Annotated in this window: 15 protein-coding genes; 8 read left to right on the top strand and 7 right to left on the bottom strand. The window is 67.0% G+C overall.

What is annotated here, in order from left to right; translation table 11 throughout:
* Nucleotides 1–5 precede the first annotated feature (5 nt).
* Nucleotides 6–236: a hypothetical protein gene (locus VGK32_22665; protein HEY3384572.1), complete on the top strand. Its 231-nt coding sequence runs from the start codon at nt 6–8 to the stop codon at nt 234–236.
* A gap of 99 nt (nt 237–335) precedes the next feature.
* On the opposite strand, the gene VGK32_22660 is transcribed toward VGK32_22665, so the two are convergent.
* From VGK32_22660 to VGK32_22645, 4 genes are all read right to left on the bottom strand, one after another.
* Entirely contained in the window at nt 336–1,487 is a 1,152-nt protein-coding gene (locus tag VGK32_22660) for a hypothetical protein (GenBank protein HEY3384571.1), read from the bottom strand.
* A gap of 4 nt (nt 1,488–1,491) precedes the next feature.
* Nucleotides 1,492–2,025, bottom strand: coding sequence for a hypothetical protein (locus VGK32_22655; GenBank protein ID HEY3384570.1), 534 nt, complete (start codon nt 2,023–2,025; stop codon nt 1,492–1,494).
* Between the two features lie 167 nt (nt 2,026–2,192).
* Nucleotides 2,193–2,570 (bottom strand): LysM peptidoglycan-binding domain-containing protein, encoded by a 378-nt coding sequence (locus tag VGK32_22650; protein HEY3384569.1) that lies wholly within the window; start codon nt 2,568–2,570, stop codon nt 2,193–2,195.
* Between the two features lie 38 nt (nt 2,571–2,608).
* Entirely contained in the window at nt 2,609–3,034 is a 426-nt protein-coding gene (locus tag VGK32_22645; protein HEY3384568.1) for a YidB family protein, read from the bottom strand.
* Between the two features lie 435 nt (nt 3,035–3,469).
* Between VGK32_22645 and VGK32_22640 the strand changes: the two genes are divergently transcribed.
* A complete protein-coding gene (locus VGK32_22640; protein ID HEY3384567.1) occupies nt 3,470–3,940 on the top strand; it encodes a cupin domain-containing protein in 471 nt (156 codons plus the stop codon).
* 140 nt (nt 3,941–4,080) lie between these two features.
* Nucleotides 4,081–6,699, top strand: a complete 2,619-nt coding sequence (locus VGK32_22635; protein HEY3384566.1) for a two-component regulator propeller domain-containing protein — start codon at nt 4,081–4,083, stop codon at nt 6,697–6,699.
* A gap of 75 nt (nt 6,700–6,774) precedes the next feature.
* Here the strand turns inward: VGK32_22635 and VGK32_22630 are convergent, their stop codons facing one another.
* The gene (locus tag VGK32_22630) at nt 6,775–9,429 is read right to left on the bottom strand and encodes a M14 metallopeptidase family protein (GenBank protein HEY3384565.1); all 2,655 of its coding nucleotides are present in this window, start codon (nt 9,427–9,429) and stop codon (nt 6,775–6,777) included.
* Between the two features lie 532 nt (nt 9,430–9,961).
* On the opposite strand from VGK32_22630, the gene VGK32_22625 reads away from it, so the two are divergent.
* Nucleotides 9,962–10,381 carry a hypothetical protein gene (locus VGK32_22625; protein HEY3384564.1) on the top strand — a complete coding sequence of 140 codons (420 nt, stop codon included), beginning with the start codon at nt 9,962–9,964 and terminating at the stop codon, nt 10,379–10,381.
* A gap of 22 nt (nt 10,382–10,403) precedes the next feature.
* Here VGK32_22625 and VGK32_22620 read toward each other — a convergent pair whose 3' ends face one another.
* Nucleotides 10,404–11,435, bottom strand: a complete 1,032-nt coding sequence (locus VGK32_22620; GenBank protein HEY3384563.1) for a carboxypeptidase regulatory-like domain-containing protein — start codon at nt 11,433–11,435, stop codon at nt 10,404–10,406.
* A 444-nt stretch (nt 11,436–11,879) separates the two neighbouring features.
* Here VGK32_22620 and VGK32_22615 point away from each other — a divergent pair, with 444 nt between their 5' ends.
* Together VGK32_22615 and VGK32_22610 are read left to right on the top strand one after the other, a co-directional pair.
* Nucleotides 11,880–13,706, top strand: a complete 1,827-nt coding sequence (locus VGK32_22615) for an ATP-binding protein (protein ID HEY3384562.1) — start codon at nt 11,880–11,882, stop codon at nt 13,704–13,706.
* A gap of 257 nt (nt 13,707–13,963) precedes the next feature.
* On the top strand, nt 13,964–16,315 hold the full coding sequence (locus tag VGK32_22610; GenBank protein HEY3384561.1) for a DUF5916 domain-containing protein: 2,352 nt from the start codon (nt 13,964–13,966) through the stop codon (nt 16,313–16,315).
* Nucleotides 16,316–16,578: 263 nt separating this feature from the next.
* Here VGK32_22610 and VGK32_22605 read toward each other — a convergent pair whose 3' ends face one another.
* On the bottom strand, nt 16,579–17,073 hold the full coding sequence (locus VGK32_22605) for a VOC family protein (protein HEY3384560.1): 495 nt from the start codon (nt 17,071–17,073) through the stop codon (nt 16,579–16,581).
* A 288-nt stretch (nt 17,074–17,361) separates the two neighbouring features.
* On the opposite strand from VGK32_22605, the gene VGK32_22600 reads away from it, so the two are divergent.
* A complete protein-coding gene (locus VGK32_22600; GenBank protein ID HEY3384559.1) occupies nt 17,362–20,238 on the top strand; it encodes a PAS domain S-box protein in 2,877 nt (958 codons plus the stop codon).
* Between the two features lie 298 nt (nt 20,239–20,536).
* Entirely contained in the window at nt 20,537–21,805 is a 1,269-nt protein-coding gene (locus tag VGK32_22595; GenBank protein HEY3384558.1) for a beta-eliminating lyase-related protein, read from the top strand.
* Nucleotides 21,806–21,908 lie beyond the last annotated feature (103 nt).

Below are 21,908 nucleotides of genomic sequence, written 5' to 3'. Positions count from 1 at the left end.
CCATCATGCCGACTTACTATCAGCCGAGCGCGATGCAGGTCGTCGAGAAGGGCGACAAGACGATCCGCCTCCGCATCACCGAGTTCGAAACGCCGCACACGATCGTCGAACATCGAATCAAGGGTTGGATGGAACGGGCGCTCGAGATCTCCGGCGTGAAATCACCACGCGCCACGATCGGTCTCTCCATGGCAAGCGGCGCACACCACACCGAGTATCAGATTACCTGGAGCTGAGGCTCGACGAGAGAATCCCCACCGGCTCGGCTGACCCGGCTCGGCTGACCCGCCGCGACTGGCCGTCGCGACGGAGTCAGCGAGATCGGACGGCTGTGGCTAGCGCCGGAAGTCGATGGCGCTGCCGAGCGTCGCTGGCCGCGGCGTGCTGCCCACCCAGAGGTTCCTGACCGTCATGCCCACGCGCGTGCCGTCGTTCCGCACGAAGGCGCCGTTGTTGGTCCCGATGAACGCGTACACCTTCCCCGGGTTCCAGTTGCTGGTGCCCGGGGTTGCGTCCGCTTTTTGGTCGTACACCACGGGGCCCGTCGTGCCGCCCTCTTTCACAACCAGCCTGAACGAGGTCGGCGTCCAGAACCCCTGCCACAGGTACACCTTCGACGGGTCGAGGGTGAAGACCATTTGAAAGCGGTCGACGTATGCCTCCACCGAGTGGTCGTTGTCGCCGAGTACGGCCTTCCAGGTGATGCAGTTGTCGGGAACGCCGCCGACGCCGCGGTATTGCACGTTGAACGAGTACTTGCTCGAGGACGCAATCGCCCCCAGCCGATCGAGCATCGAGAAGATCCTCGCCTTGCCAGGCTGGCCGCCGGGAGAGAGCCCGGTAACCTCGACCGACATCTCGCCGCTGCTGAAGACCTGCGGCAGATCGTAGACGACGTAGGCGAGCTCGTCGTTCATCCGGATGCCCTGCCCGGGCACCCACGTGATGTTGCCGGAGCCGCCGATCGTGCCGATCGTTACGTTGTTGACGAGCGGATCGTAGAGCGCGCCCGGCTTGTTGTAGCCAACCAGTTTCGTCTTGAACGTCCGGACATCGGACCAGTCGGAGTTGGTCGTGCCCTGCACCATCCGGGCCCGCCAGTAGTATTTCGTGGTGGGCTGGAGGTCCTGTGTGGGGGTGAACGTCGTCTTGCCGCTGGGGTCCTCGGCGACGCCAGTACCGCTCACGGTCGTCGCGTAGAAACCGTCGAAAGCCGCCCTGGCCGAGAAGCTCGAACTGTCGGACACCTGGAACTCGTACGTCTTGGTTCCGGACTGGTTAGAAGTGCCGTTCACGACGGTCAGCGTCGGCCGGACGTTGTCGAGTTGCGCGCCATCCGAGGGCGAGTCCAGAGCGGGCTTGGTCAGCGTCGGCGGGGTCGTCGGTGCCGTCGGGGTGGACGGGGTGGACGGCGTCGACGAACTGTTGCTGCACGCCGACACGGCCACGACGACCATGAGGGCCGGAATGATGCTCACTAATCTCACGTGTCTATCTCTCCTTCGATCGCACGGGCTCCCGCCCGGTCTTCGTGGTGTGCCTGGCGCTCTGTGACTCCAGGACAATGATGTTGCGCTGGCGGATGGTAACGCTGCGCGAGCGGCGAGCCTCTCTCAGGATGTCGCCGAGGGCCTCGAGCGCGGTCCGCTCGTCAGGAGACGCCGACCCGGCGGCCAGCGTATCGCGAACCCGGACTTCGAACTCGGCGACTCCGGTGCCTTCGTCGAGCGAGATCAGGGCCCGGCCATCGGGCAGCGGCACGAGCTGCACGCCCTGCAACCGCTCGAGGATCTTCGTCGGCTCGAGGACGATCACGGCGCTGTGGCCGTAGTGGGACAACTCGACCGGACGGCGCGGCACGATCTTCGACCCGGACGCCTCGGCCAGGCGCACGATCGCGCGGCTCAGGTCTGGATCCACGGACCTGAACGCCGCCACGATGTCATCCGGGAGGGTGATGGTCACGGCCTGCGCCGGGCGGCCGAACTTCGTGGGTCGCCCTCGACGGGGCACAGGGTATGTCATCGGTGTGTCTTCAATTTCTTTATGGTAAATGCGCGTCGTGTCGACTTTCAATACAAATATTCGCGGCCGGGGGCACTCACCTCGAGGTCGAGGCCAGGGCACGAGCAGACGGCGAGGGAATGGGCCGCGCGACCAGATGCGCGCGCGGCCCGAGGAGCGAGTTGGGACTACCGGTTGGGAATGGTCAGCTTCTGGCCGACCCGGATCTGATTCGGATCCTTCAACTGGCCCGTATTGGCATTGAAGATGTCCATGTACCGGTTGGCGTCGCCCAGGAAGCTCTTTGCGAGCTTCGACAGGGTATCGCCCGACTTCACCTCGTAGATACCGTAGATGTCGCTGTTCTCGGCCTTGATGTCGGCCGCGACTTCGCTCTCCCAGCCGGCGTGCTCCTTGATCTTGTCCCAGAGCAGGTTCGCCTCGAGCTGGTAGGTGGTCGTCCCCCACATCTGGATCTTTCCGCCCTCTTCCTTCCAGTTGCCGTTCTTCACGCCCAGTTGTTGCGCGAGCCCGAGCACGTCTCCGTACTTGTCAGCCAGTGCCATCTTGACCTCCTGTGACGAGTGAGCCGAATGGCGACGGATTACCGGCCGAGTGATCCGAGCAGCGATCCGATCGCGTCTTCGAGGGCGTTGCCCTGCGGCATCGTGCCCTGCGGCGTCAGGTGATCGATCAGGCCGGGAAGCACGGACGCCAGCGCGCCGCCGGCGGACGCCGGCGAGACCCCAGCCGCCTGTGCGAACTGCCCCAGCGCGTCCGCGCCCATGACATGCTCGAGTTGAGAACCGGTGACCGGCGGATTCGGGCCGGTCGAGATCCAGGAGGACACCATATCGCCGAGTCCCTTCTGCTGGAAAGCTCCGACCAGACCGGCAAGTCCGCCCGAGCCACCGACGGAGGTGTCGCGAGAGCTGAGGAGCGACAGCGCCGCCTTGACGACCTGAGGATTGGCAGCCGCCATCTGCGCGATGGCGGGACCTTGCTTGAGGAGTGCGTCGAGGAAACCCATGCCCGCGCCCCCTTTCGGGAAGGATGTGGACGAAACTGGTGTACGGGTCGCCGCTCAGGGATTGTAGCCTGTCTGGAGGCGCGAATCTCGCCCTTCGTCGCGCCGGCGGGGTTGGCGGCCAATCCTCCCTCGAGCGTGGGCCCCTACGCCGCCGCCGTCCCTCCGACTCCGAGGAGCTGACGATGAGGCAGCCGCTGGTCGAGCTGAGAACCGTGTGGGTGGCGACCGCGCCCTCGCCCGCCATCGCAAGATGCCACTGGTATCACACCGAACAGGGCGGTCGCTGACGAGCGTCTGTGCAGTTGGGGACATCTGGTCGTCTCCGGCCTCGCAGGGCTCGTACCCGGGCGGCCACCCGCATTGAAGCGGTAGAGGCTCTGAGGGTAGAGTTGAAATCCAGTTCAGTCCTTCGGAGTGAAGTCGAGGGAGGATGCCATGAACAGCACTCGGATTGGCAGAAGAGCCGCGGTCTCGGTCGCGGCGGCCATTGCGGTGACCGCCATCGCGGGCTTCGCCATCGCCCAGGACCGCGCCCTCGAGTTGACCATGGTGCGGCAGGCCGATCTGCACTTCGTGGCCATGCCCAACGGCACCTACCAGGCCCGCGTGGTCGGCGATGTCGACAAGCCTGGTCCGTACGCGGCCCGCACCAGGCTGCCAGCCGGTCTTCGTATCCCGCCGCACTTCCACCCTGAGGAGCGAATCGTCCTTGTCATGAGCGGCACGCTGCTCGTCGGGTACGGCGGGAAGTTCGACGAGACGAAGATGACCGCGTTGCCGCCCGGCAGTGTCTTCACCGAGCCGCGGAAACAACCGCACTTCACGTGGGCGAAGGATGGAGAGGTGATCCTTCACGTGACGGGGACGGGCCCGTCGGCGACGACGTGGCTGGATCGGGACAAGTAGATGTCGCCGCCGACCCGGGTCGCGGCCCTTGCCGGAGCGGCGCCGGCGGAGCCACGCGGCTGGCACGGCCAGGCGCGCATGGCCCGACACAAGCCGGTGATGACACCGGCCGTCATCAGGTAAAATCCACGCAAATGTACATGCTGAGCTGGCGTGCGTTCGGACATCGGGGGAAGAAGCGCCGCGCGACCGCGGGCGTGGGGCCCGTCGCGATGCTGCTCTTCGGGTTGACCGTCGCCGCGCTGCCCGCCGAAGCCCTCAACCCCACGCGTGCGCTCACGCAGTATCAGAACGATCGCTGGCAGACCGAACAGGGCCTGCCGCAGAGCACCGTCCAGGCGATCACCGAGACGAGGGACGGCTACCTCTGGGTGGGGACGCTCGACGGCCTCGCCCGCTTCGACGGCGTCCGCTTCACGGTGTTCGATGCCCGCACGGTCCCTGCACTCGGCTCGGGTTCGGTGCTCGGCATGATGCAGGACGCAGAGGGAAACCTCTGGATTGGGCGGTCAGGCGCCGCCGTCATCCACAAGGACGGACGTTTCCGGATCGCGTTCGGTGAAGAAGTGACCGCCGGGTCGGCGGTGTGGTCCTTCTGCCAGGCGAAGGACGGGGCCGTGTGGGCTGCGACCAACAACGGCCTGGTCCGTTGGGCAAAGGGCGCAACCCGGGTGTTCCGAAAGGCCGACGGCCTGCCCACCGACAAGTTGCGCTCGGTCGCCTTCGACCGCGACGGCACGCTCTGGATCGGCACGACGGGTGGGGGACTCGTGTCATATTCGGGCGGCCGCTTCGAGACGCTTCAATCCAGCACCGGGTTTCCGCACGCCGAAGTCCGCGCCGTGCTGTCAGACGCCGAGGGCGGGGTCTGGGCGGCGACGGCGGGCGCCGGCCTCGCACGCGTGTATCACGGCAGGGTCACGACATACACCGTGGCCGACGGCCTTCCCAGCAACCAACTCGCGGCTCTCGCGCTCGACGCGCAGGGGACGCTCTGGATCGGGACGTGGGGTGCGGGAATCTGCCGGATGAGCGCCGGACGCTTCTCCTCCCTCTCGTCGGCCGGAGGTCTCTCGGCAGACCAGGTGTGGTCGCTCTATGCGGACCGCGAGGGCAGCCTGTGGGTGGGAACGTGGGTGGGCGGGCTGAACCGCCTGCGCGACCGGCGCTTCCTCGTCTTCGGGGTACCCGAGGGCCTCTCGAACAACAACACCCGCGCCGTGCTCCACACGCGCGACGGCGCGACATGGGTGGCGACCGCCGGCGGCGGCGTGAATCGGATCGAGGGGAACACCGTCACCACGATACGCACGAAGGACGGCCTGCCGAGCGATGAGGCGTCGTCGCTCTGCGAGGACCGGGACGGCTCCCTCTGGATCGGGACCTACACCTCAGGGCTCGCCCGGCTGAACAAAGGACGGATCACGGTGTACGGAATCGCGGAGGGCCTTCCGGGCGCCGACGTCCGCGCCGTCTATCAGGATCGCGCCGGAACGCTCTGGGTCGGGACGATGACGGGCCTCGGCCGATTCGACGGGCACCGCATCGTCGCGGTCACCGCCCCAGGGGTACCGCTCGACGGAGTCGTCTCGATGTTCGAGGATCACGCCGGGACGCTCTGGTTCGGAACGGCCGGCGACGGGCTCGTTCGGCTTCGAGGCGGAGCGTTCCGCGCCCTGACGACCAAGGACGGCCTCGCGTCGAACAAGGTCATGGCGTTTCACGAAGACGCCCGCGGCAGCCTCTGGGTCGGCACCGGCGGCGGCGGGATTACCCGCCTGCGTGATGACCGACTCGTCACGATCCGCACGTCGGACGGACTCTGGGATGGCTTCGCGGAGACGATTCTCGAGGATCGCGCGGGCAACCTCTGGATGACGTGCAACCGGGGCTTCTTTCGCGTCTCTCGGAATCAGCTCGACAGTTTCGCGGACGGGCGCATCGGCAAGGTGACGTCGGTGGCCTACGGAGCGTCCGACGCGCTCCGGAGCACGACGTTCGCGGGAGGTCAGTCCCCCTCGGGCGCTGTCGATTCTCGAGGACGCTTGTGGCTTCCCAGTTACAGAGGACTTGTCGTCGTTGACCCGTCGAACATCCCGGCGCCGGCCAGCGCGCCGATGGTTCGACTGGAGGAAGTGACGGCGAACGGCATCACACGGGATCCCGGTCAAGCGGTGCGGCTTCCCCCTGGCGCGGGCACGCTCACGATCCGCTACACGGCGAAGACGCTGCTCGATGCCGACCGGATCCGGTTCCGGTGGCGGATGGATGGACTCTCGGGCGACTGGGTGTATGCGGGAACCCAGCGTGAAGCGTTCTATCCCAGCCTTCCCCACGGCAACTACCGGTTCCAGATCGCGGCATCGGCCGACGGCATGACATGGAGCGAGGCCTCCGCGCCGTTCGAGGTCAACGTCGAGCCGTTCGTCTATCAGACCGCGTGGTTTGGTTTTGCCGTCGTGCTGGGCGCCGTGGGCGTGGTGACCGGCGGCCTCAGGTGGCGACTGCGCCAGCATCGGCGCCTCGAAGAGGAACTCCAGCAGCGCGTGAACCGTGCCCTGGCTGACGTCAATACGCTGCGCGGGCTGCTGCCGATCTGTGCCTGGTGCAAGAAGGTCCGCAACGACGGCGGCTACTGGGAACAGATCGAGGTCTACGTCCGCGACCACTCGGAGGCGACCTTCAGCCACGGCATCTGCCCCGAGTGCCTGGCCCGGTTCGACGCTTCCAGAGAGGCCACTCGGCCGGACAACCGCTGACGCAGAGGACGGAAGTCCCGCTCAGTGAGGGCGCCGCCGCAGCCGGACACTGCTGACGGCGCCCCACGGATACGCCTACTTCTTTCTCACCGTCGACGTCGCCTCGTCCATCGTCGCGTAGTAGAGCGAGTTGAACAGGTATTTGAAGGTCGACCAGGTCTGCGCCCGGTACTGGGGCCGGAAACCGAAGAGCACCACACGACCCTTGCCGAGCGGCGCTTCGACGACCGCCGAACGGCCGTTCAGTTTCTCGCCGCCGAGCAGCCATCCGCTCAGCAGCACCGAACCCTGCGGCGGATAGCTCACGATCGTCTTTGCATTGCCGGAGACTGCGAACGCGGGGCTCTGCTCGAACCAGATCATGCCATCGGGTTCCGCACCGTAGGCGATCGGGCTGTTCACGTCCACCACGGCCTTCAAGATCGAGCCGGGACCATAGAAGGTCGCCGAGTCCGGTCCGAGCGCCTCATGGTTGCCCCGGGTGTCGGCCAGCACGTTCTTCACGGGCAGGCCGAACTGTTCGATCGGCAGCATGCTGGCCGCGTCGAGCGCGATCAACGTGCCTCCCGCCTCGGTGAACTCCTTGAGCGCGGCCACCCCTTCCTTTCCCAGACCGCCGGCGTACTCATCCGGAACCGCACCCGGCCGGTGTCCGTTGATCATGCTCGGCGCGCTCTGCTGCGGGAGCACGACCACGTCGTACTTCGCGCGCAGCGCTCCGGCCCGGACGTCCTTGTTCTCGAGCGAGGTGAACGGGACCTCCCATTGCTCGAAGAGCCAGCGGGTCCATCCTTCATCCATCGACGCGACGTACGACTTGTACATCGCGACACGCGGCATCCTCACGGCCCTGCCAGCCGGCAGCACCTTGTCGGCGATCGCCACGAACTCAACGGGGCACGCCTTGGCCGCCGCCGCCACCGCCTGGTGCACCTGGGTGGCCTTCATCGTCTTCGGCTGGCCCGCGAGCGGCACGACCATCGTGCCCGTCGGGTACTGCACGCCGCCCGAGGTGAACGCCACCGTGCTCCACTCCACGCGCACGCCGAGCTTCGCGAGCCGGGTCAGCGCCATGATGCCGCCGTTGTCGTGCTTGAAGAGGTACGCCTTCGCCCTGGCGACCGGCACGCCGGCCACGCGGCCCGACGGCAGCGCGATCCGTTCCTTCACGAGATCGAGGTCGGCCTGGAAGGGCTCCTGCACGGTGACCGTCTCGACGCCCATCATGAGCGGCATGGTGTAGGCCGTCACGTCGTACGGGCGCTGCGGCGGACCGCCGGGGTACTGGCGGAGGTCGGGATAGTGCTGGATCTCGGTGAGCGTCTTGGCGTAGGAACTGGCCGGCTGCGCCATCAGGATCACGTGCGAGCCGGCCGGATACTGCCTGCCGCCGGCGGTGAACGCCGCCTTCGCGCGCGAGATCTCGACGTCTCCGAACTGGAGCGCCCAGAGCATCTTGAACGTGCTGGCCTGGTCCTTCTGATCCGCGGGGATCACGATGGCATACGGCTTCTGCCTGCCGCTCTCCGGGTCCTTCCGGCCGACGGCGTTCGCGTTGACGCGGTAGAAGTTCGACAGCCACTGCTCGCGGTTTCGCGCCGCGTGTTCGAGCACGCCGTCGATGGCGAGATGCTCGTAGTCCATGATGTCGCGCAGCCGCCAGGTGCCCCCGCGCCACGGTTGCGGGAAATTCCACGACACGGTCTTCGCGTCGTAGCCGATGCCTCGCGCCAACTGATCGAACGTCACCTCGACCGGGTTGGCGAGCTTCACGCTGGCGGCTTCGGTCAGCATCCTGACGCCGCCGTGGTAGTTCACATAGCCGCGCGCCGGGGTCCAGGCGTCGTAGATCGCCTGCACCGCGACCCCCTCTTTACCCGCCCCGATGATCCGGTTGGCCATGGCGCCGCCGAGCCAGGTGACGTTGGCGCGCACGATCGGATCGACATTCGAATCCCACGGGTCGACGTAGGGCGGTGCGAAGATGCGCGCCGCGTTCGAGCCCATCTGGTGGAGGTCGTAGCTGATCTGCGGGTGCCAGTGGTTCCAGATCTTCTCCACGCTGATCTGGCTCTCCTTCTGCGTGAACATGTACCAATCGCGGTTGTCGTCGTGGCCGACGTACTTGTGGTAGAGGAACGGCAGGGTGGACGGGTCCAGCTTGCTGCCTGCCACCTTCCTGTTCCACTCCGCCACCATGTTCATCCCGTCCGGATTGTGCGACGGCGAGAGCACGATGATGGTCTTGTCGAGCACGTCTCTCATCCAGGGCGAGTTGTCGGTGGCGAAGCGGTACGCCAGCTCCGGCGACATCTGTGCCGCACCGACTTCAGTGGCGTGGATCGCCATCTGAATGGCGACGATCGTCTTCCCCTCCGCAATCAGCGTCTTGGCCTGCGCCGGAGTGGTCTTTCGCGGGTCGTAGAGCCGGTCGTTGAGGTCCCGGTAGTAGTCCAGCTTCTTGTGGTTCTCGGGCGACGTGACGATGGCAACGACGTAGGGGAGCCCCATCGAAGTCTGACCGAGCTCCTGGACCTTGATGCGCTCGCTCTTCTCAGCCACGGCCTTCCAGTAGGCGACCGCCTGGTCGTAGCTGATGAGCACGCCGTCGCCTCCGACGGTGACTTTCAGGAAGTCGGACGGCGTCGGAATCGACTGCGCCGCGGCGAGTGTCACGAAGGAGGCGACGAGCACGCACGCAAGCGCGCTGACGCGTCGAATGTGTCGCAAGGCTGTTCTCCTGGGAAATGGCGCCGATATCAAGGGGCAGGTCAGAGGGCGTGCCGAGCCGGTGGCGGGCGGTGACAGACCGCGAGTCTCGGACACATCGGTGCCAGCACAGCCGCGCCCCAGGCGTTCATTATGACGGCCGTCTCACGCACGTCAAGCGGTTTCGCACGCGTCTGTCGAGGCCCGCGCGGTTCCATCCCCTCGTCTCGCGGGGATGTCGGCCGTCGTCCGGCGATGCACCGGCTGCACGCTCCGCCTGACGTTCTCCGTTACGGGGTTCACGCTGCGTGAGAACCGGGTCGGGATCCTGACCGTCACGCCGTTGGGAATGCGTGCCGCCGCCTCGACAGCACGCACGTTCGATTTTCGCAATTCGACGGCGATCTTCGCCGTTCGACAGGGCGGCGCCCGACGTTGGGGGCACTGAGGCAAATCCCTCAGTTCTTCAGCTTCGAATCGTTGGCACCCTTGCTGCAACCGTCGCCAGCACACAGGCCGAACCGGGGAATCGGTCGAGAAGGAGAACGACAGTATGCGGACAAGAACCCTTGCTGCGGTCGTGCTGATCGCAGGTGTCGTCTACGGTTGCGCCAGTTCGTCCGTGCCGGCCAGTCCAACGCCCTCCGTGCTGGGCGGCGGCGGGGGCAGCGCGGTCTCCGTCCAGATCGTCATCCTGGGAGGGAGCCAGAACGCGTCGTTCGATCCGAGTCCGGCTTCTGCCGGCCCGGGCTCGACGGTAATCTGGGTCAACTCGGATCCCGGGAGCACCCACCGCATCGTGAGCACCGACGGGTCATTCGACACGGGAGTGATCGACCTGGAGTCGCTGAGCGGGCCGACGGTGCTGAAGACCGATGGCGCCCACTACTACTGCGTGATGCACCCGACGGAGGTCGGCGTCATCAACGGCGCGAACGGGACGGCCCCGCCGTGCAGCGGTCCTCACTGCTGAGAGCAGGAGGCGTCGAGGCAAATCAGGGCGTGATCGTGCCCCACGTTATGGCGCCGGCGCGGATGCCCAGCCGCGACCCCGCCGGGTCGCGGTCCGGCGGCTGGTTGCCGGGAGGCCGCTGGAATGCGATGCGGCTGGCATCGCGGTCGAAGTCGTTCGGTTCATAGATTGCGGTCGCGTTCATGAACGACTGGCGGCCCGTCACGTGGCAGTAGCCCAGGGCGTGCCCCATCTCGTGAACGCGCAGTGACCGCATGTACGGGCTGTGAGCCGCGTCGAAGTCGCGGTCGAGCATGATGGCCCCGGCCACCACGTCGTTGCCGCGGAGCGCGTATCTGCCGTACCCCCAGTATCCGGTCCCTTGGGACAGCCCACGGAACCGGGCGACGACAATGCGGTCTTCGCGCGAGAAGAGATCGACTGTCGCGCCCGGCGACGGCGATTCGACCGTCACCGAGGCGAACGTCGCGAACGTGTTGCCGGTCACCTGGGACAGCCCCCACCCGAGGTCCGCGGCGATCGATGCGCGCTCCCCGGCCGTCAGGCGTTCGTCGAGCGCTGAGAAGGTCGAATCCGAGACCGCCGTGAACCGCAAGACGGCGTCGATGATGACCAGCGAGGGCGCCGTCGTCCACCGGTGGAGCGCGCCGCCGCTCCGCATCATCTGGTCGAACGTCGCCATGTCGAAGTGCGACGGAATCAGGGACAGCGAGGTGTTCGCCGCCGGCATCCTGATCTCGGTCTCATGTTGGACCACGCCCTGACCGGAGACGGTGACGCTGCACGGGCCGGCCTCCGACGCCGTGAGATGGAATGTGCCATCCGCACCCGTCGTTGCCGACACGCCGTCGTCCAGGCTCACGGTGACCGACGGGAGGGGCGCGCCCGTGAGGGCGTCCACGGTTCGTCCGGTCGCCGTCGATGATGTCGGCGTGGTGGTGACGAGGGACGTCGTCGAGGCGGCAGGGGTGGGCGAGACCGGCGCCGAACTGCACGCAGAGAAGATGGCGGCGACCAGGATCGTGGCGACGGGAATCAAACAGACCTGACGCATCGGTCCTCCCGCGATCTACGCGGCTGGATTCGAGGGGGAGCACGTCAGCGCACCAACACCATGGGCAGGACTCGCGCGTGGGGCGAGGTGCAACACCAGCGGACGAGCGCTCGACACGCCCGCTGCCTGTTGGTGGCCGTGATGCGTTTTCGTGGGGGGCCGTTCGCGGTCGCCTCGGGGGGCCGAGGGGCGACCATCACTCACAGGCTACGCGGCCCGCCGCGATTGCGTCAACCTCAGCCAGGCCGCCTCGACCACTGCGGCTGCGGTTCCACGTGTGAAAACTCTTCGGTCGTTGTTGGTCGCCCGAACGCGGGCACGCCCCCGAGGTTTGCACGGTGAATTCCGGCCGGGCTTGATCTGCTGCCCATTCTCGCCGTATCGTCCCACGGTCAGAAGTTATCTGCGATTGTTCCGATCGGCGGCACTGGCTCTGGGAACCACATGTACAACGGCGCTGTGCGTGAATGGCATCGTCGGCGATGGCTGAGCCTCTCGCTGGCGGTGGCAGGGGCGCTGGTTGCATGGGGGGCTTCTCACGCGTTTCCGCTGCTCGTCGGCCGACTTCCGTTCGCGCCGTTCATGATCGTGGGCGGGCTGCTCACGCTCTATGGCGGCCGGGAGCCGGGACTGCTCATGGCCCTCTTGGGCCTGATCGCCACGACGTGGATGCTCGACCCGCCGGTCAGACCGATCGAGTCTGTCGGCGCCGCTCTCATCTCGCTGCCGACCATCTGGTTCATCGATGGGCACCGACGGGCCGTGCGCGCCCTGCACGAGAGTGAGCGCCGGTATCAGCACCTGTGCGAGTTGTCGAGCGACGTCATCCTGAACGACGACCTCGAGGGCCGCATTGTCTCTATCAATGGTGCCGGGCCGCGTCTCGGTGGCTACGTCGCGGAGTCGATGATCGGCCGGCGCAGTGTCGAATTCGTCCTCCCAGAAAGCCACCAGCAGGTTATCGAAGCCAGGAGAAAGCTGCTTGCGACCGGTCCCGGAGGAGCGGTCGCGCTCGAAGTCAATCTCCGTGGTGCAGACGGCTCGACAATCGTGGCGGATGTGCGAACCGGCCTCGCGGTCTCGGACGGTCGCGTGACCGGGTTCCACACGGTCGTGCGCGACATTACCGATCGCCGCCGGCTGGAAGAACAGCTTCGTCAGGGTCAGAAGATGGAGGCCATCGGGCGCCTGGCCGGAGGCGTGGCACACGATTTCAACAATCTGCTGACTGCCATCGTGGGATTCTCCGACATCGCGCTCGACGGCCTCGGCGCCAATCACCCGCAGGCCCAGAACGTTCGGCACATCATGGAGGCAACGGATCAGGCCAGCCAGCTCGTGCGCCAGTTGCTCGCGTTCAGCCGACGCCAGGTTCTCCAGCCGGTGGTGTTGGATCCGAACGAGGCCGTGGCCAAACTCGGGTCGCTGTTGCAGCGCCTCATCGGCTCCGGTATCGCGCTTGACGTGGTCCTGGATCCGCGCGTCGGCCGGATCACGGCGGACCCGAGTCAGCTGACGCAGGTGCTGATGAACCTGGCGGTGAACGCCCGCGATGCGATGCCGGAGGGCGGGCGCCTGACGATGACCACTCGCCAGGTCACCGTGCCAGACCCCATCGTCCGCGGAGGCGCACGAGTCGCCGCCGGATCGTATGTCGTCGTCGCTGTGGCCGACACCGGTTGCGGCATGGATCAGGGGACGCAGGCACGCATCTTCGAGCCCTTCTTCACAACCAAGCCAGAGGGTGAAGGTACCGGCCTCGGGCTTGCCACCGTCTACGGCATCGTCAAGCAGAGCGGGGGCTACATCTGGGTTGACAGCGAGCCCGGCCGGGGGACGCAGTTCGAACTCTACTTCCCATGCACGAGCGACGCCGGCGAGCAGTCGGCGGAACACGCCGAGACGGCGACGATCAGAGGGTCGGAAACGGTGTTGGTCGCCGAAGACGACCCGTTCGTCCTTCAACTGGCCGTCGAAGGCCTGCTGGCACAGGGCTATCGTGTGCTGGGCGCGGCCGATGGCGCTCAAGCGCTGGCGCTGGCGCACGAGCACCTTCAGAGTATTGACCTCGTACTAGCCGACGTTGCGATGCCTGCGCTGTCGGGGCTGGACCTGGTCGATCGGATCAGGCAGTTGCGTCCCGCCATCAAGGTGCTGTTCATGTCAGGTCACGCCCTGCCGCCCTCGGTGAGCGCGCCATTTCTTTGGAAGCCGTTTACGCCTCACAGCCTGGCTCGCGCGCTCCGCACCGTCCTCGACGGTGCGAACTAACCACCTTGCGGCAGTCCGGCTTGCGCCATGCGGCTGGCGGCCTTCGGCCGTCCTGGCGAAGCACGAGGGAGCCGCCCGGATCGTCACATCACCCTGAGTGGAGTACACGCGGCCGCGCCAGACCGGTGTGTGCGCCGCCCTCGGCGACCGCCTGGCCCGGGCCGGAGTCGGCTATACTCCGCTTCGCAGTTTTGCAGCCCTCGATCTGGTGAACAATCGCTCGTTGACGTCGTGCCGGCAGATCCGGGGACCATCACGTGTTCATATCGCTTCTATTCCTGCTGCAGTTGACCCAATCCGCGCCCTCACTCCCGCCGACCGCCGACTCGCAGGCGAACGCCGGCCCGCGCGCGCCAGCAGTCATCGACGGACGCGGCGCGCCCACGGTAACCATTCCCCGCATCGAAGCTGCGGTGCAGGTGGACGGTCGGCTGGACGAGGCCGTCTGGTCGCGGGCCGCAAGGCTGGGCGGCTTCTCGCAGTATCAGCCCGTTGACGGGCGTCCGGCCGAGGAACAGACCGAGGTCCTCGTCTGGTACTCGCCGACGGCGCTGCACGTCGGGATCGTCGCGCATGACCGGGACCCGTCGTCCATCCGGGCGACGGTGGCCGACCGCGACAACCTCGACTCCGAGGACACCGTCACGGTCTACCTCGATACGTTCAACGACCACCGTCGCGCATTCTTCTTCACCGTGAACCCGTACGGCATTCAGCAGGACGGCGTGCTGAGCGAGGCCGGCTTCAACGCGGGCAACTTGAAACAGGACGGCGGAGCGCTCCGCCAGGCCGGTGGGGCGACCGACAAGAACCCGGACTACCAGTTCGATTCGAAGGGCCGTATCACCGAGGACGGGTACGTGGTTGAGCTGCGCATCCCGTTCAAGAGCCTGCGCTATTCCGGCAACGGGCCACAGCGATGGGGTCTCAACGTCCTGCGGACCGTGCAGCGGACCGGCTATCTCGACACGTGGACCGATGCCCGCCGGGCTGGCGAGAGTTTCCTGGCGCAGGCAGGCGGCATCGACGGCCTGCACGACATGCAGCGCGGCGTCGTGACCGAGATTCAGCCGGTCCTGACGACGGCCGTGAACGGATCCCGCGGTGACGTCGCGTCACCGCTCGTGCGGGGCAACGCGGACATCAATCCCGGGGTCAATCTACGGTTCTCCACAACCAACGTGACGCTCGATGCGACCGTGAACCCGGACTTCAGCCAGGTCGAATCGGACGCGAGCCAGGTGACCGTGAACGAGCGGTTTGCGCTGTTCTTCGCGGAAAAGCGTCCCTTCTTCCTCGAAGGCATTGAACTGTTCGCCGCGCCGAACCAGTTGGTGTACAGCCGAAAGATTGTCAACCCGATTGCCGGGGGCAAGGTGACCGGCAAGCTCGGAGGGCTGAACATCGCGTACCTCGCCGTGAAGGAAAAGGAGGACAGCGGCGGCGCCCTGTTCAACGTCGCCCGCCTCCGGCACGACGTCGGACCGAACTCAACCGTCGGTCTGACCTTCACCGACCGGACCGCCGGCGGCGCCTACAGCCGGGTGGTTGCCGCCGACACCCGCGTGATCTTCAAGCGTGTGTACTACGTCCAGGCGCAAGCCGGGAGATCCTGGACCGCCGACGCGACCGGGACTCACGGGGCGCCGCTGTGGATGCTCGAATGGGATCGCACCGGGCGCGCCTTCGGTTTCAACTACAAGGTGACCGGCACGGGGCCGGGATTCGAGGCCGCCGCCGGGTACGTGCCGAGGAACAACGTCGTCGAGGCGCGTGTCTCCAACCGGTACTCATGGTACGGCGCACGCGGCTCGCGGCTGGAGACCGTTTCGCCCCGCGTCAACGTCACGCGGATCTGGCGATACGACTCGTTCGACCGGGGACCGCTCGAGGGCACCGACCAGTTCACCGTGCAATCGCAGTGGCGCGGCGGCTGGAACGCAAACGCGACGGTGAAGCGGGTGTCCTGGCGATTCGAGCCCGAGGCGTTTGCCGCGTACCGCGTGGCCGGCGACGATCAGGCGATCGCTTACCGCCCGAACGACCGTGTGTCCGGCGTGACGCCGAGCATCACGTTCAAGACACCAATCTTCCGGACCTTCAACGCTCAGCTCGACGCGCAGCGTGGGCCGGTCGCTGTTTTCAAGGAAGGCGCCGGCGGACGTGAAACGCGCCTGAGCGCCACAGTGAGCGCGCGCCCCACCGGGGCGCTTCGGATGGAGGCGACGGCGACGTATTCGAGAATCGCGCGGGAGCGGGACGGCAGCGAGTTCGCGCGAACGGTGATTCCGCGGTTCAAGGTCGAATACCAGGTGCTGCGGTCGGTATTCTTCCGCATGGTCGCCGAGTACCAGTCGCAGCGGCAGGCGATCCTGATCGACGCCGCTGACGGCGTGCCGCTCGTCGTCGACGGTGCGTCCCCGGCCGCGCAATCGAGGACAGGCCTGCGCCTCGACTGGCTCGCGTCGTACAAACCGACGCCCGGCACGGTCGCCTTCTTCGGCTACGGCAGTTCGCTGGCGGCCGATCGCCTGAACCCGCTCGCGAACCACCTCGAGCGGATGAGCGACGGGTTCTTCCTGAAGATCGCGTACCAGTTCCGTCGATAGACCCTGAGCTCGCTTGTACTGACGATGCTTCGCGCCCTGCGCACTCTCTGAAACGGGCGTCCCCTGCGCGAGACGTCGGTCAACACCACTGAGTCGAAGGGGAGAGCCGAATCACTCGGGAATGCCGGTTGACTTCGCGCGGGATCCCCGGCTGGCGAGATCCCGCACGACGGTCCACGAGACCTGCGGCCGGCGACCAGTGAAGCTTCGCCTCAATCCGCCGAACTCGCTTCATTCGTCACGCTCTGGCGCCTGGAAGATATCTAGCCTTGGGTCTGCCGCGCAAACTGTTTCATCCACTCCGCCTGCCGCTGCTCCATCTCCTGGGGCGAGAGGTCTTCCTTGTGCGTCGCGATCGTCCAGCGGTATCCGTGCGGGTCGGTGAACGTCCCGCAGCGATCGCCCCAGAACTGATCGCCCACGGCCCCCATGGGCCCGCCAACAACCTGCGCGCCGGCTGCGACGGCGCGGTTGAACAGCGAGTCGCAGTCCTCCACGTAGATCCAGAGCGAGGCCGGCGACCCGCCCATCGCCTTGGGTCCCTTTCCACCCATCATCGCGTCGTTCACCATGATGCGCGAATCGCCGATGCGCACCTCCGCGTGCATGATCTTCCCATCGGGGCCGACGGCACGCGCCACTTCCTCCGCGCCCAGGGCCTTCTTGTACCAATCGAGGGCCTGCACGGCGTTGTCGAGCGTCAGCTGCGGCGTGACCGTGTGGTACCCTTCGGGAACTGCACTCTTCGCTTTCGCCATCTCGACCTCCTTGGTCTCGAGACCACAGTACTCGATTGTGTGGTGACGTCGACGCGAAGTGCAAGGGTGAGACGGCGCGATTCGTGCTGAGCCTCGATGAGGTTGCCGGGCAGCCGGAAGCCCGGCAGGCCGGGTTCGGGACCGTCACCGACTCGGTCCCCATGTGGCTTGTCAACGTAGCATTGCTCGGCTACGATTGCGTCAACCCTGCGTTCTTCGTCCCGTGCGAGGAGCGCAGGCCTTTCGATTCGCCGCCGGTCCAACCATGCTGCCCCTGGAGCGTGCGATATGGCCGAGGCCGCCCCGCTCCAGTCGGAGCGATGGCCCTGGTTCGTGTTCGGGGTCGTTGCGATGGCGCTCGCCGTTGGAGGCTGGCAGTTCAGCCGATTCCAGGAGCGCGAGGTCCTCGCCGCCCGATACAACGAACTCACCACGATCGGACGCCTGAAGGTCGAGCAGATCGTGGCGTGGCGTGCCGAGCGCGTGGCTGGCGTCCGAGTGCTCGCGGACTGGCCGCTCTTCGCATCGACCGTCGATCGGTGGCTTCGGGCCCGCGACGACAGCAGCCTGCGAGCAGCCGTGCAGCGATACCTCACGGTAACGCAGCGCGATCTCGGCTACGCCGACGTCCTCATCGTCTCCAGGGACGGCGCAGTGCTGATGTCGGCGCGCGGCGAGCCGACGCCGGGGGAAGCCCCGCTGCGGGCGGTCGTCGAGGAGGCCGTCGCCTCCCGGCGCGCCGTGTTGAGCGATTTCTTTCGTTGCGCGACGTGCGCCGACCCACGCCTGGACGCGGTGGCTCCGCTGATCGACAGCACAGGCGGCGTGATGGCCGCCCTCGTCACCAGGTCGGATCCCCGGCTGAGCCTGTATGCCGTCCTGAACACCTGGCCGACAGTGAGTCGAACGGCCGAGTCGTCGCTGGTGCGTCGCGACAATGGCGCGGTCCTCTTCCTGAACGAGCTGCGGCATCGGCGGAACACGGCGCTGAGGTTCCGAATCCCGGTCGAGGCGGGTGAACGACCGGCGGTTCGAGCCACGCTCGGAACCGTGGGCCGATTCGAAGGCGTGGACTACCGTGGGATCCCGGTGCTCGCCGACATCCGTCCGGTCCCGGGATCGCCGTGGTTCATGATCGTCAAGGCGGATCTCGACGAGGTGCTCGCCGAATCACGCCAGAGCACGCGGGTGACGGTGGCACTCGTGACGCTTGGGGTCCTGCTGGCCGGCACGGCGCTCGGGTACCTCTCGCGGCGGCGCCAGCGGAACGTCTACCGCGCGCTGTACGACTCCGAGAGCCGCTTTCGAACCCTCATCGAGCACGCTGGCGAAGCGGTGTTCGTTCAGACCAATGGCCGATTCGCGTACCTGAACCCAGCCGCCCAACGACTGTTCGGCGCCGCGACCGCCGCGGAGCTGGTGACGCAGCCGGTGATCGAGCGGATCCCTCCACTCGACCGGGTTCGCGTGCAGGACCAGATCCTCACTCCGGGCGACGATCGGCAGGCGATGCCCCTCGTCGAGGAGACGTGTCTTCGGCTGGATGGGACGCCGGTGCCCGTGGAACTCTCGGCCGCGCCGATTCTGTACGAAGGGCAGTCCGGCACCGTGATCTTCGCCCGCGATATCAGCGAGCGAGTCGATGCCCAGCGCGCGCTCAACGAGAGTGAAGCGTACTACCGCGCACTGTTTGAGAACAGCCCGTTCCCGATGTGGGTCTTCGACCTCGCGACGCTGGAGTTCCTGGCGGTCAACGCGGCCGCCTGCCAGCAGTACGGCTATACGAGGGACGAGTTCGCGCGCATGGACCTGCGGGACATCCGTCCGCCGGAGGACGTCGAACGGCTGCACGAGATCGTGAGCGTCATCGGGCCGGACACGGCGCCCCGCACCGATCTCGTCCGACACAAGACGAAGGGCGGCGCCCTCATCGACGTGGAGGTCACGGGCCAGCGCGTCCGCTTCGGGGACCGGGACGCCCGGATGGTGGTGATCAACGATGTCACCGAGCGGCGCCGTCTCGAGCACCAGCTCCAGCAGTCGCAGAAGATGGAGGCCATCGGCCAACTCGCCGGCGGAATCGCGCACGATTTCAACAACCTGCTGACGATCATCAACAACTGCGCCGACCTGGCCGCCGACGACCTGACGGACTCACACCCCGCCCGGGGATACCTGACGGCCGTCCGCGAAGCCGGCGATCGAGCAACGCGGCTGACGGCACAGCTGCTCGCGTTCAGCCGGAGACAGGTGCGCCAACCGGAAGTGCTCGACGTGAACGAGATCGTCCGGCGCATCGATCCGATGCTCCGGCGGCTGATCGGCGAGGACATCGACCTCGTGACCGTGTGTGCGGATGCCGTCCAACCCGTCGTGATCGATCGCGGCCAGATCGAACAGGTGCTCGTCAACCTCGTCGTCAACGCCCGCGATGCGATGCCGGACGGTGGGAAGCTCACGATTGAGACGACCAATGTCGAGCTCGACGACCACTATGCCGGCGAGCACGTCGGTGTCGTGCCGGGCCGCCACGTGATGCTGTCGGTGGCTGACACCGGGTGTGGCATGGATGCCGAGACACAAGCCCAGATCTTCGAGCCGTTCTTCACGACGAAGACCCCGGGCAAGGGGACGGGCCTCGGGCTGTCCACCGTCTATGGCATCGTGAAACAGAACGGCGGCCACGTGTGGGTCTACAGCGAGCCCGGCAAGGGCAGCACGTTCAAGGTCTACTTCCCCGGCACGGCTGGAACGCCGTCCGCCCCGCGGCCATCGACGCCTACGCAGAGCAGCGGCGGAACCGAGACGATCCTCGTCGTCGAAGACGAGCCGCAGGTGCGGGGCCTCGTGCAGCGGATTCTCGAGCACAGCGGGTATACCGTGCTCACGGCTGCGAACGCGAGCGAAGCACTTGCCGTGGTGGGCCGGGCGCCCGGGCCGATCGACGCCCTCCTCACCGATGTCGTGATGCCGGAGATCAGCGGGAGGCAACTGGCTGACCGTCTGTGCGCGACCTCTCCTGGACTCAAGGTGCTCTTCATGTCCGGGTACACGGCAAACGCGATCGTGCACCACGGTGTGCTCGACCCGGGGATCGCGTTCATCGGGAAGCCATTCACCGCCGACGACCTGAGGCGGAGGCTGCGAGAGGTGCTGGACACGTAGACGCTCGGCGGCCGGTGCCCGGTCAGCCTCGGTGTCAGCCCCTGGCCCAGTGCGGGGCGTTCTCCAGCGAGGACCGCGAGCGGGCGGCGTGTCGAGCGCCCAACGGGGCGGGCTCCATGAGAGCGCATGGATGTCACGTCCGCGGTGCGCGCGCTTCCGGTCGTCGCGGGCCCGGTCCGACAGTTCCTCCCCACACTCCTCGCACCGTCGGGTTCTCAGGCGGATGAAGTCCGACGCGTCGAGCGTCAGCAGCGTGAGGGGCACGACTTCGAGCGCCGAGAAGCAGGCGGCCACACCCATGTTCAGCGTCCCCCTGGCCCGTGAAATACCAATGGTGGCCGGTGCCGAGGATGCCGCCGCCCTCCACTCGCCGGTGGGCCTGCCGATGGACGGGCGAGGGCGGACACCGCTACACTCCGTGTTCATGCCGATCATCAGACGCCGCACGTTTCTGAAATCCGCCGCGACCCCCGCCGTCGGGCTGGTGTTGACGGCCGGACTCCGAGGTCAGGCGCAACAGGCCGAGCGGGTCTCCCTGGCCGGAGACGGATTGAGCCTCTCGCCGCTGGAGTACGCCCGGCTGCTGACGAGGATCGCCGGCTCGGACGGGTTCCACCGGGACACATATCTTCACGGCGGCCCCGTCGAGGAACTCGAGCGACGATTTGCGGCCGCCCTGGGCAAGGAGAGCGCGCTCTTCCTGCCGACCGGGACGCTGGCGAACCACCTCGCCGTGCGCGTGCTGGCGGGCGAACGGCGCCGGGTCCTCGTCCAGGCGGAGAGCCACTTCTACCGGGATGAGGGCGACTGCGGGCAGCTGCTGTCCGGGTTGAACCTCGTGCCGCTGGGGCCAGGCCGGGCGACGCTCCGCCTCGACGAGGTGACGCAGGCGGTGGCGCAGGCTGCAGGGCCGCCGTACCCGGCGCCGGTCGGTGTCATCGCGATCGAATCACCGGTCCGCAGGACCAAGGGACAGGCGTTCGACTTCGACGAGATGAAGCGAGTCTGCGCGTATGCGCGGACGCAACAGATCGGGACGCACCTCGACGGCGCGCGGATGTTCCTGGCGTCGGCCTACACGGGCGTCTCGCCCGCGCAGTACGCGGCGGAGTTCGACACGGTCTACGTCTCGCTCTACAAGTACTTCAACGCGCCGTTTGGCGCCATCCTCGCGGGGTCGCGCCAGGTGGTCGATCGCGTCACCACGCTGCGCCACCAGTTCGGGTCGCTCGTCTACCAGGGGTGGGAGACGGCCGCCGTGGCGTTACACTACCTCGAAGGCTTCGCGGAACGATACGCCGCGGCGGTTCGCCAGGGAGAAACGCTGCTGCGGCTCCTGGAGGCCGACACGAGATTCCGGGTCGAGCGGGTGAAAGGGGGCAGCAACGTGTTCGGGTTCGCGCTGGCCTCCGGCGGCACGCTGGACGCACTCAGAGAGCGCCTGGCCCAGGCAGGCATCGTCCTCGGCGGCGCCAAGGGCGCGACCGAGGGCACGCTCCAGATCAACGAGACCATCAGTCGGCGGCCGCCCGAGGAGATCGCACGCGCGTTCGGCGTCCGGCCGTGAGCGGGCCTGAGGTTCCCACAGCCTCCAATCGTCCTGACGAGCGCAATCCGTCGAACGCGACGACGACCGCGGCCGGCGCACCACGAGGGCAGGTTGAGCCCAC

This window comes from Vicinamibacterales bacterium (genome assembly GCA_036504215.1).
Classification (GTDB): domain Bacteria; phylum Acidobacteriota; class Vicinamibacteria; order Vicinamibacterales; family Fen-181; genus FEN-299.
The sequence above is the reverse complement of the archived record's forward strand: the minus strand, read 5'-3'. Positions and strand labels throughout refer to the sequence as shown.

What these genes read in the sequence shown, in the direction of transcription:
- VGK32_22600 (HEY3384559.1), top strand. Translation starts at nt 17,362, where the DNA reads ATGGCCGAGGCCGCCCCGCTCCAGTCGGAGCGATGGCCCTGGTTCGTG.
- VGK32_22650 (HEY3384569.1), bottom strand. Translation starts at nt 2,570, where the DNA reads ATGGCACTGGCTGACAAGTACGGAGACGTGCTCGGGCTCGCGCAACAA.
- VGK32_22655 (HEY3384570.1), bottom strand. Translation starts at nt 2,025, where the DNA reads ATGACATACCCTGTGCCCCGTCGAGGGCGACCCACGAAGTTCGGCCGC.
- VGK32_22635 (HEY3384566.1), top strand. Translation starts at nt 4,081, where the DNA reads ATGCTGAGCTGGCGTGCGTTCGGACATCGGGGGAAGAAGCGCCGCGCG.
- VGK32_22625 (HEY3384564.1), top strand. Translation starts at nt 9,962, where the DNA reads ATGCGGACAAGAACCCTTGCTGCGGTCGTGCTGATCGCAGGTGTCGTC.
- VGK32_22645 (HEY3384568.1), bottom strand. Translation starts at nt 3,034, where the DNA reads ATGGGTTTCCTCGACGCACTCCTCAAGCAAGGTCCCGCCATCGCGCAG.
- VGK32_22615 (HEY3384562.1), top strand. Translation starts at nt 11,880, where the DNA reads ATGTACAACGGCGCTGTGCGTGAATGGCATCGTCGGCGATGGCTGAGC.
- VGK32_22620 (HEY3384563.1), bottom strand. Translation starts at nt 11,435, where the DNA reads ATGCGTCAGGTCTGTTTGATTCCCGTCGCCACGATCCTGGTCGCCGCC.
- VGK32_22595 (HEY3384558.1), top strand. Translation starts at nt 20,537, where the DNA reads ATGTTCAGCGTCCCCCTGGCCCGTGAAATACCAATGGTGGCCGGTGCC.
- VGK32_22605 (HEY3384560.1), bottom strand. Translation starts at nt 17,073, where the DNA reads ATGGCGAAAGCGAAGAGTGCAGTTCCCGAAGGGTACCACACGGTCACG.
- VGK32_22665 (HEY3384572.1), top strand. Translation starts at nt 6, where the DNA reads ATGCCGACTTACTATCAGCCGAGCGCGATGCAGGTCGTCGAGAAGGGC.
- VGK32_22640 (HEY3384567.1), top strand. Translation starts at nt 3,470, where the DNA reads ATGAACAGCACTCGGATTGGCAGAAGAGCCGCGGTCTCGGTCGCGGCG.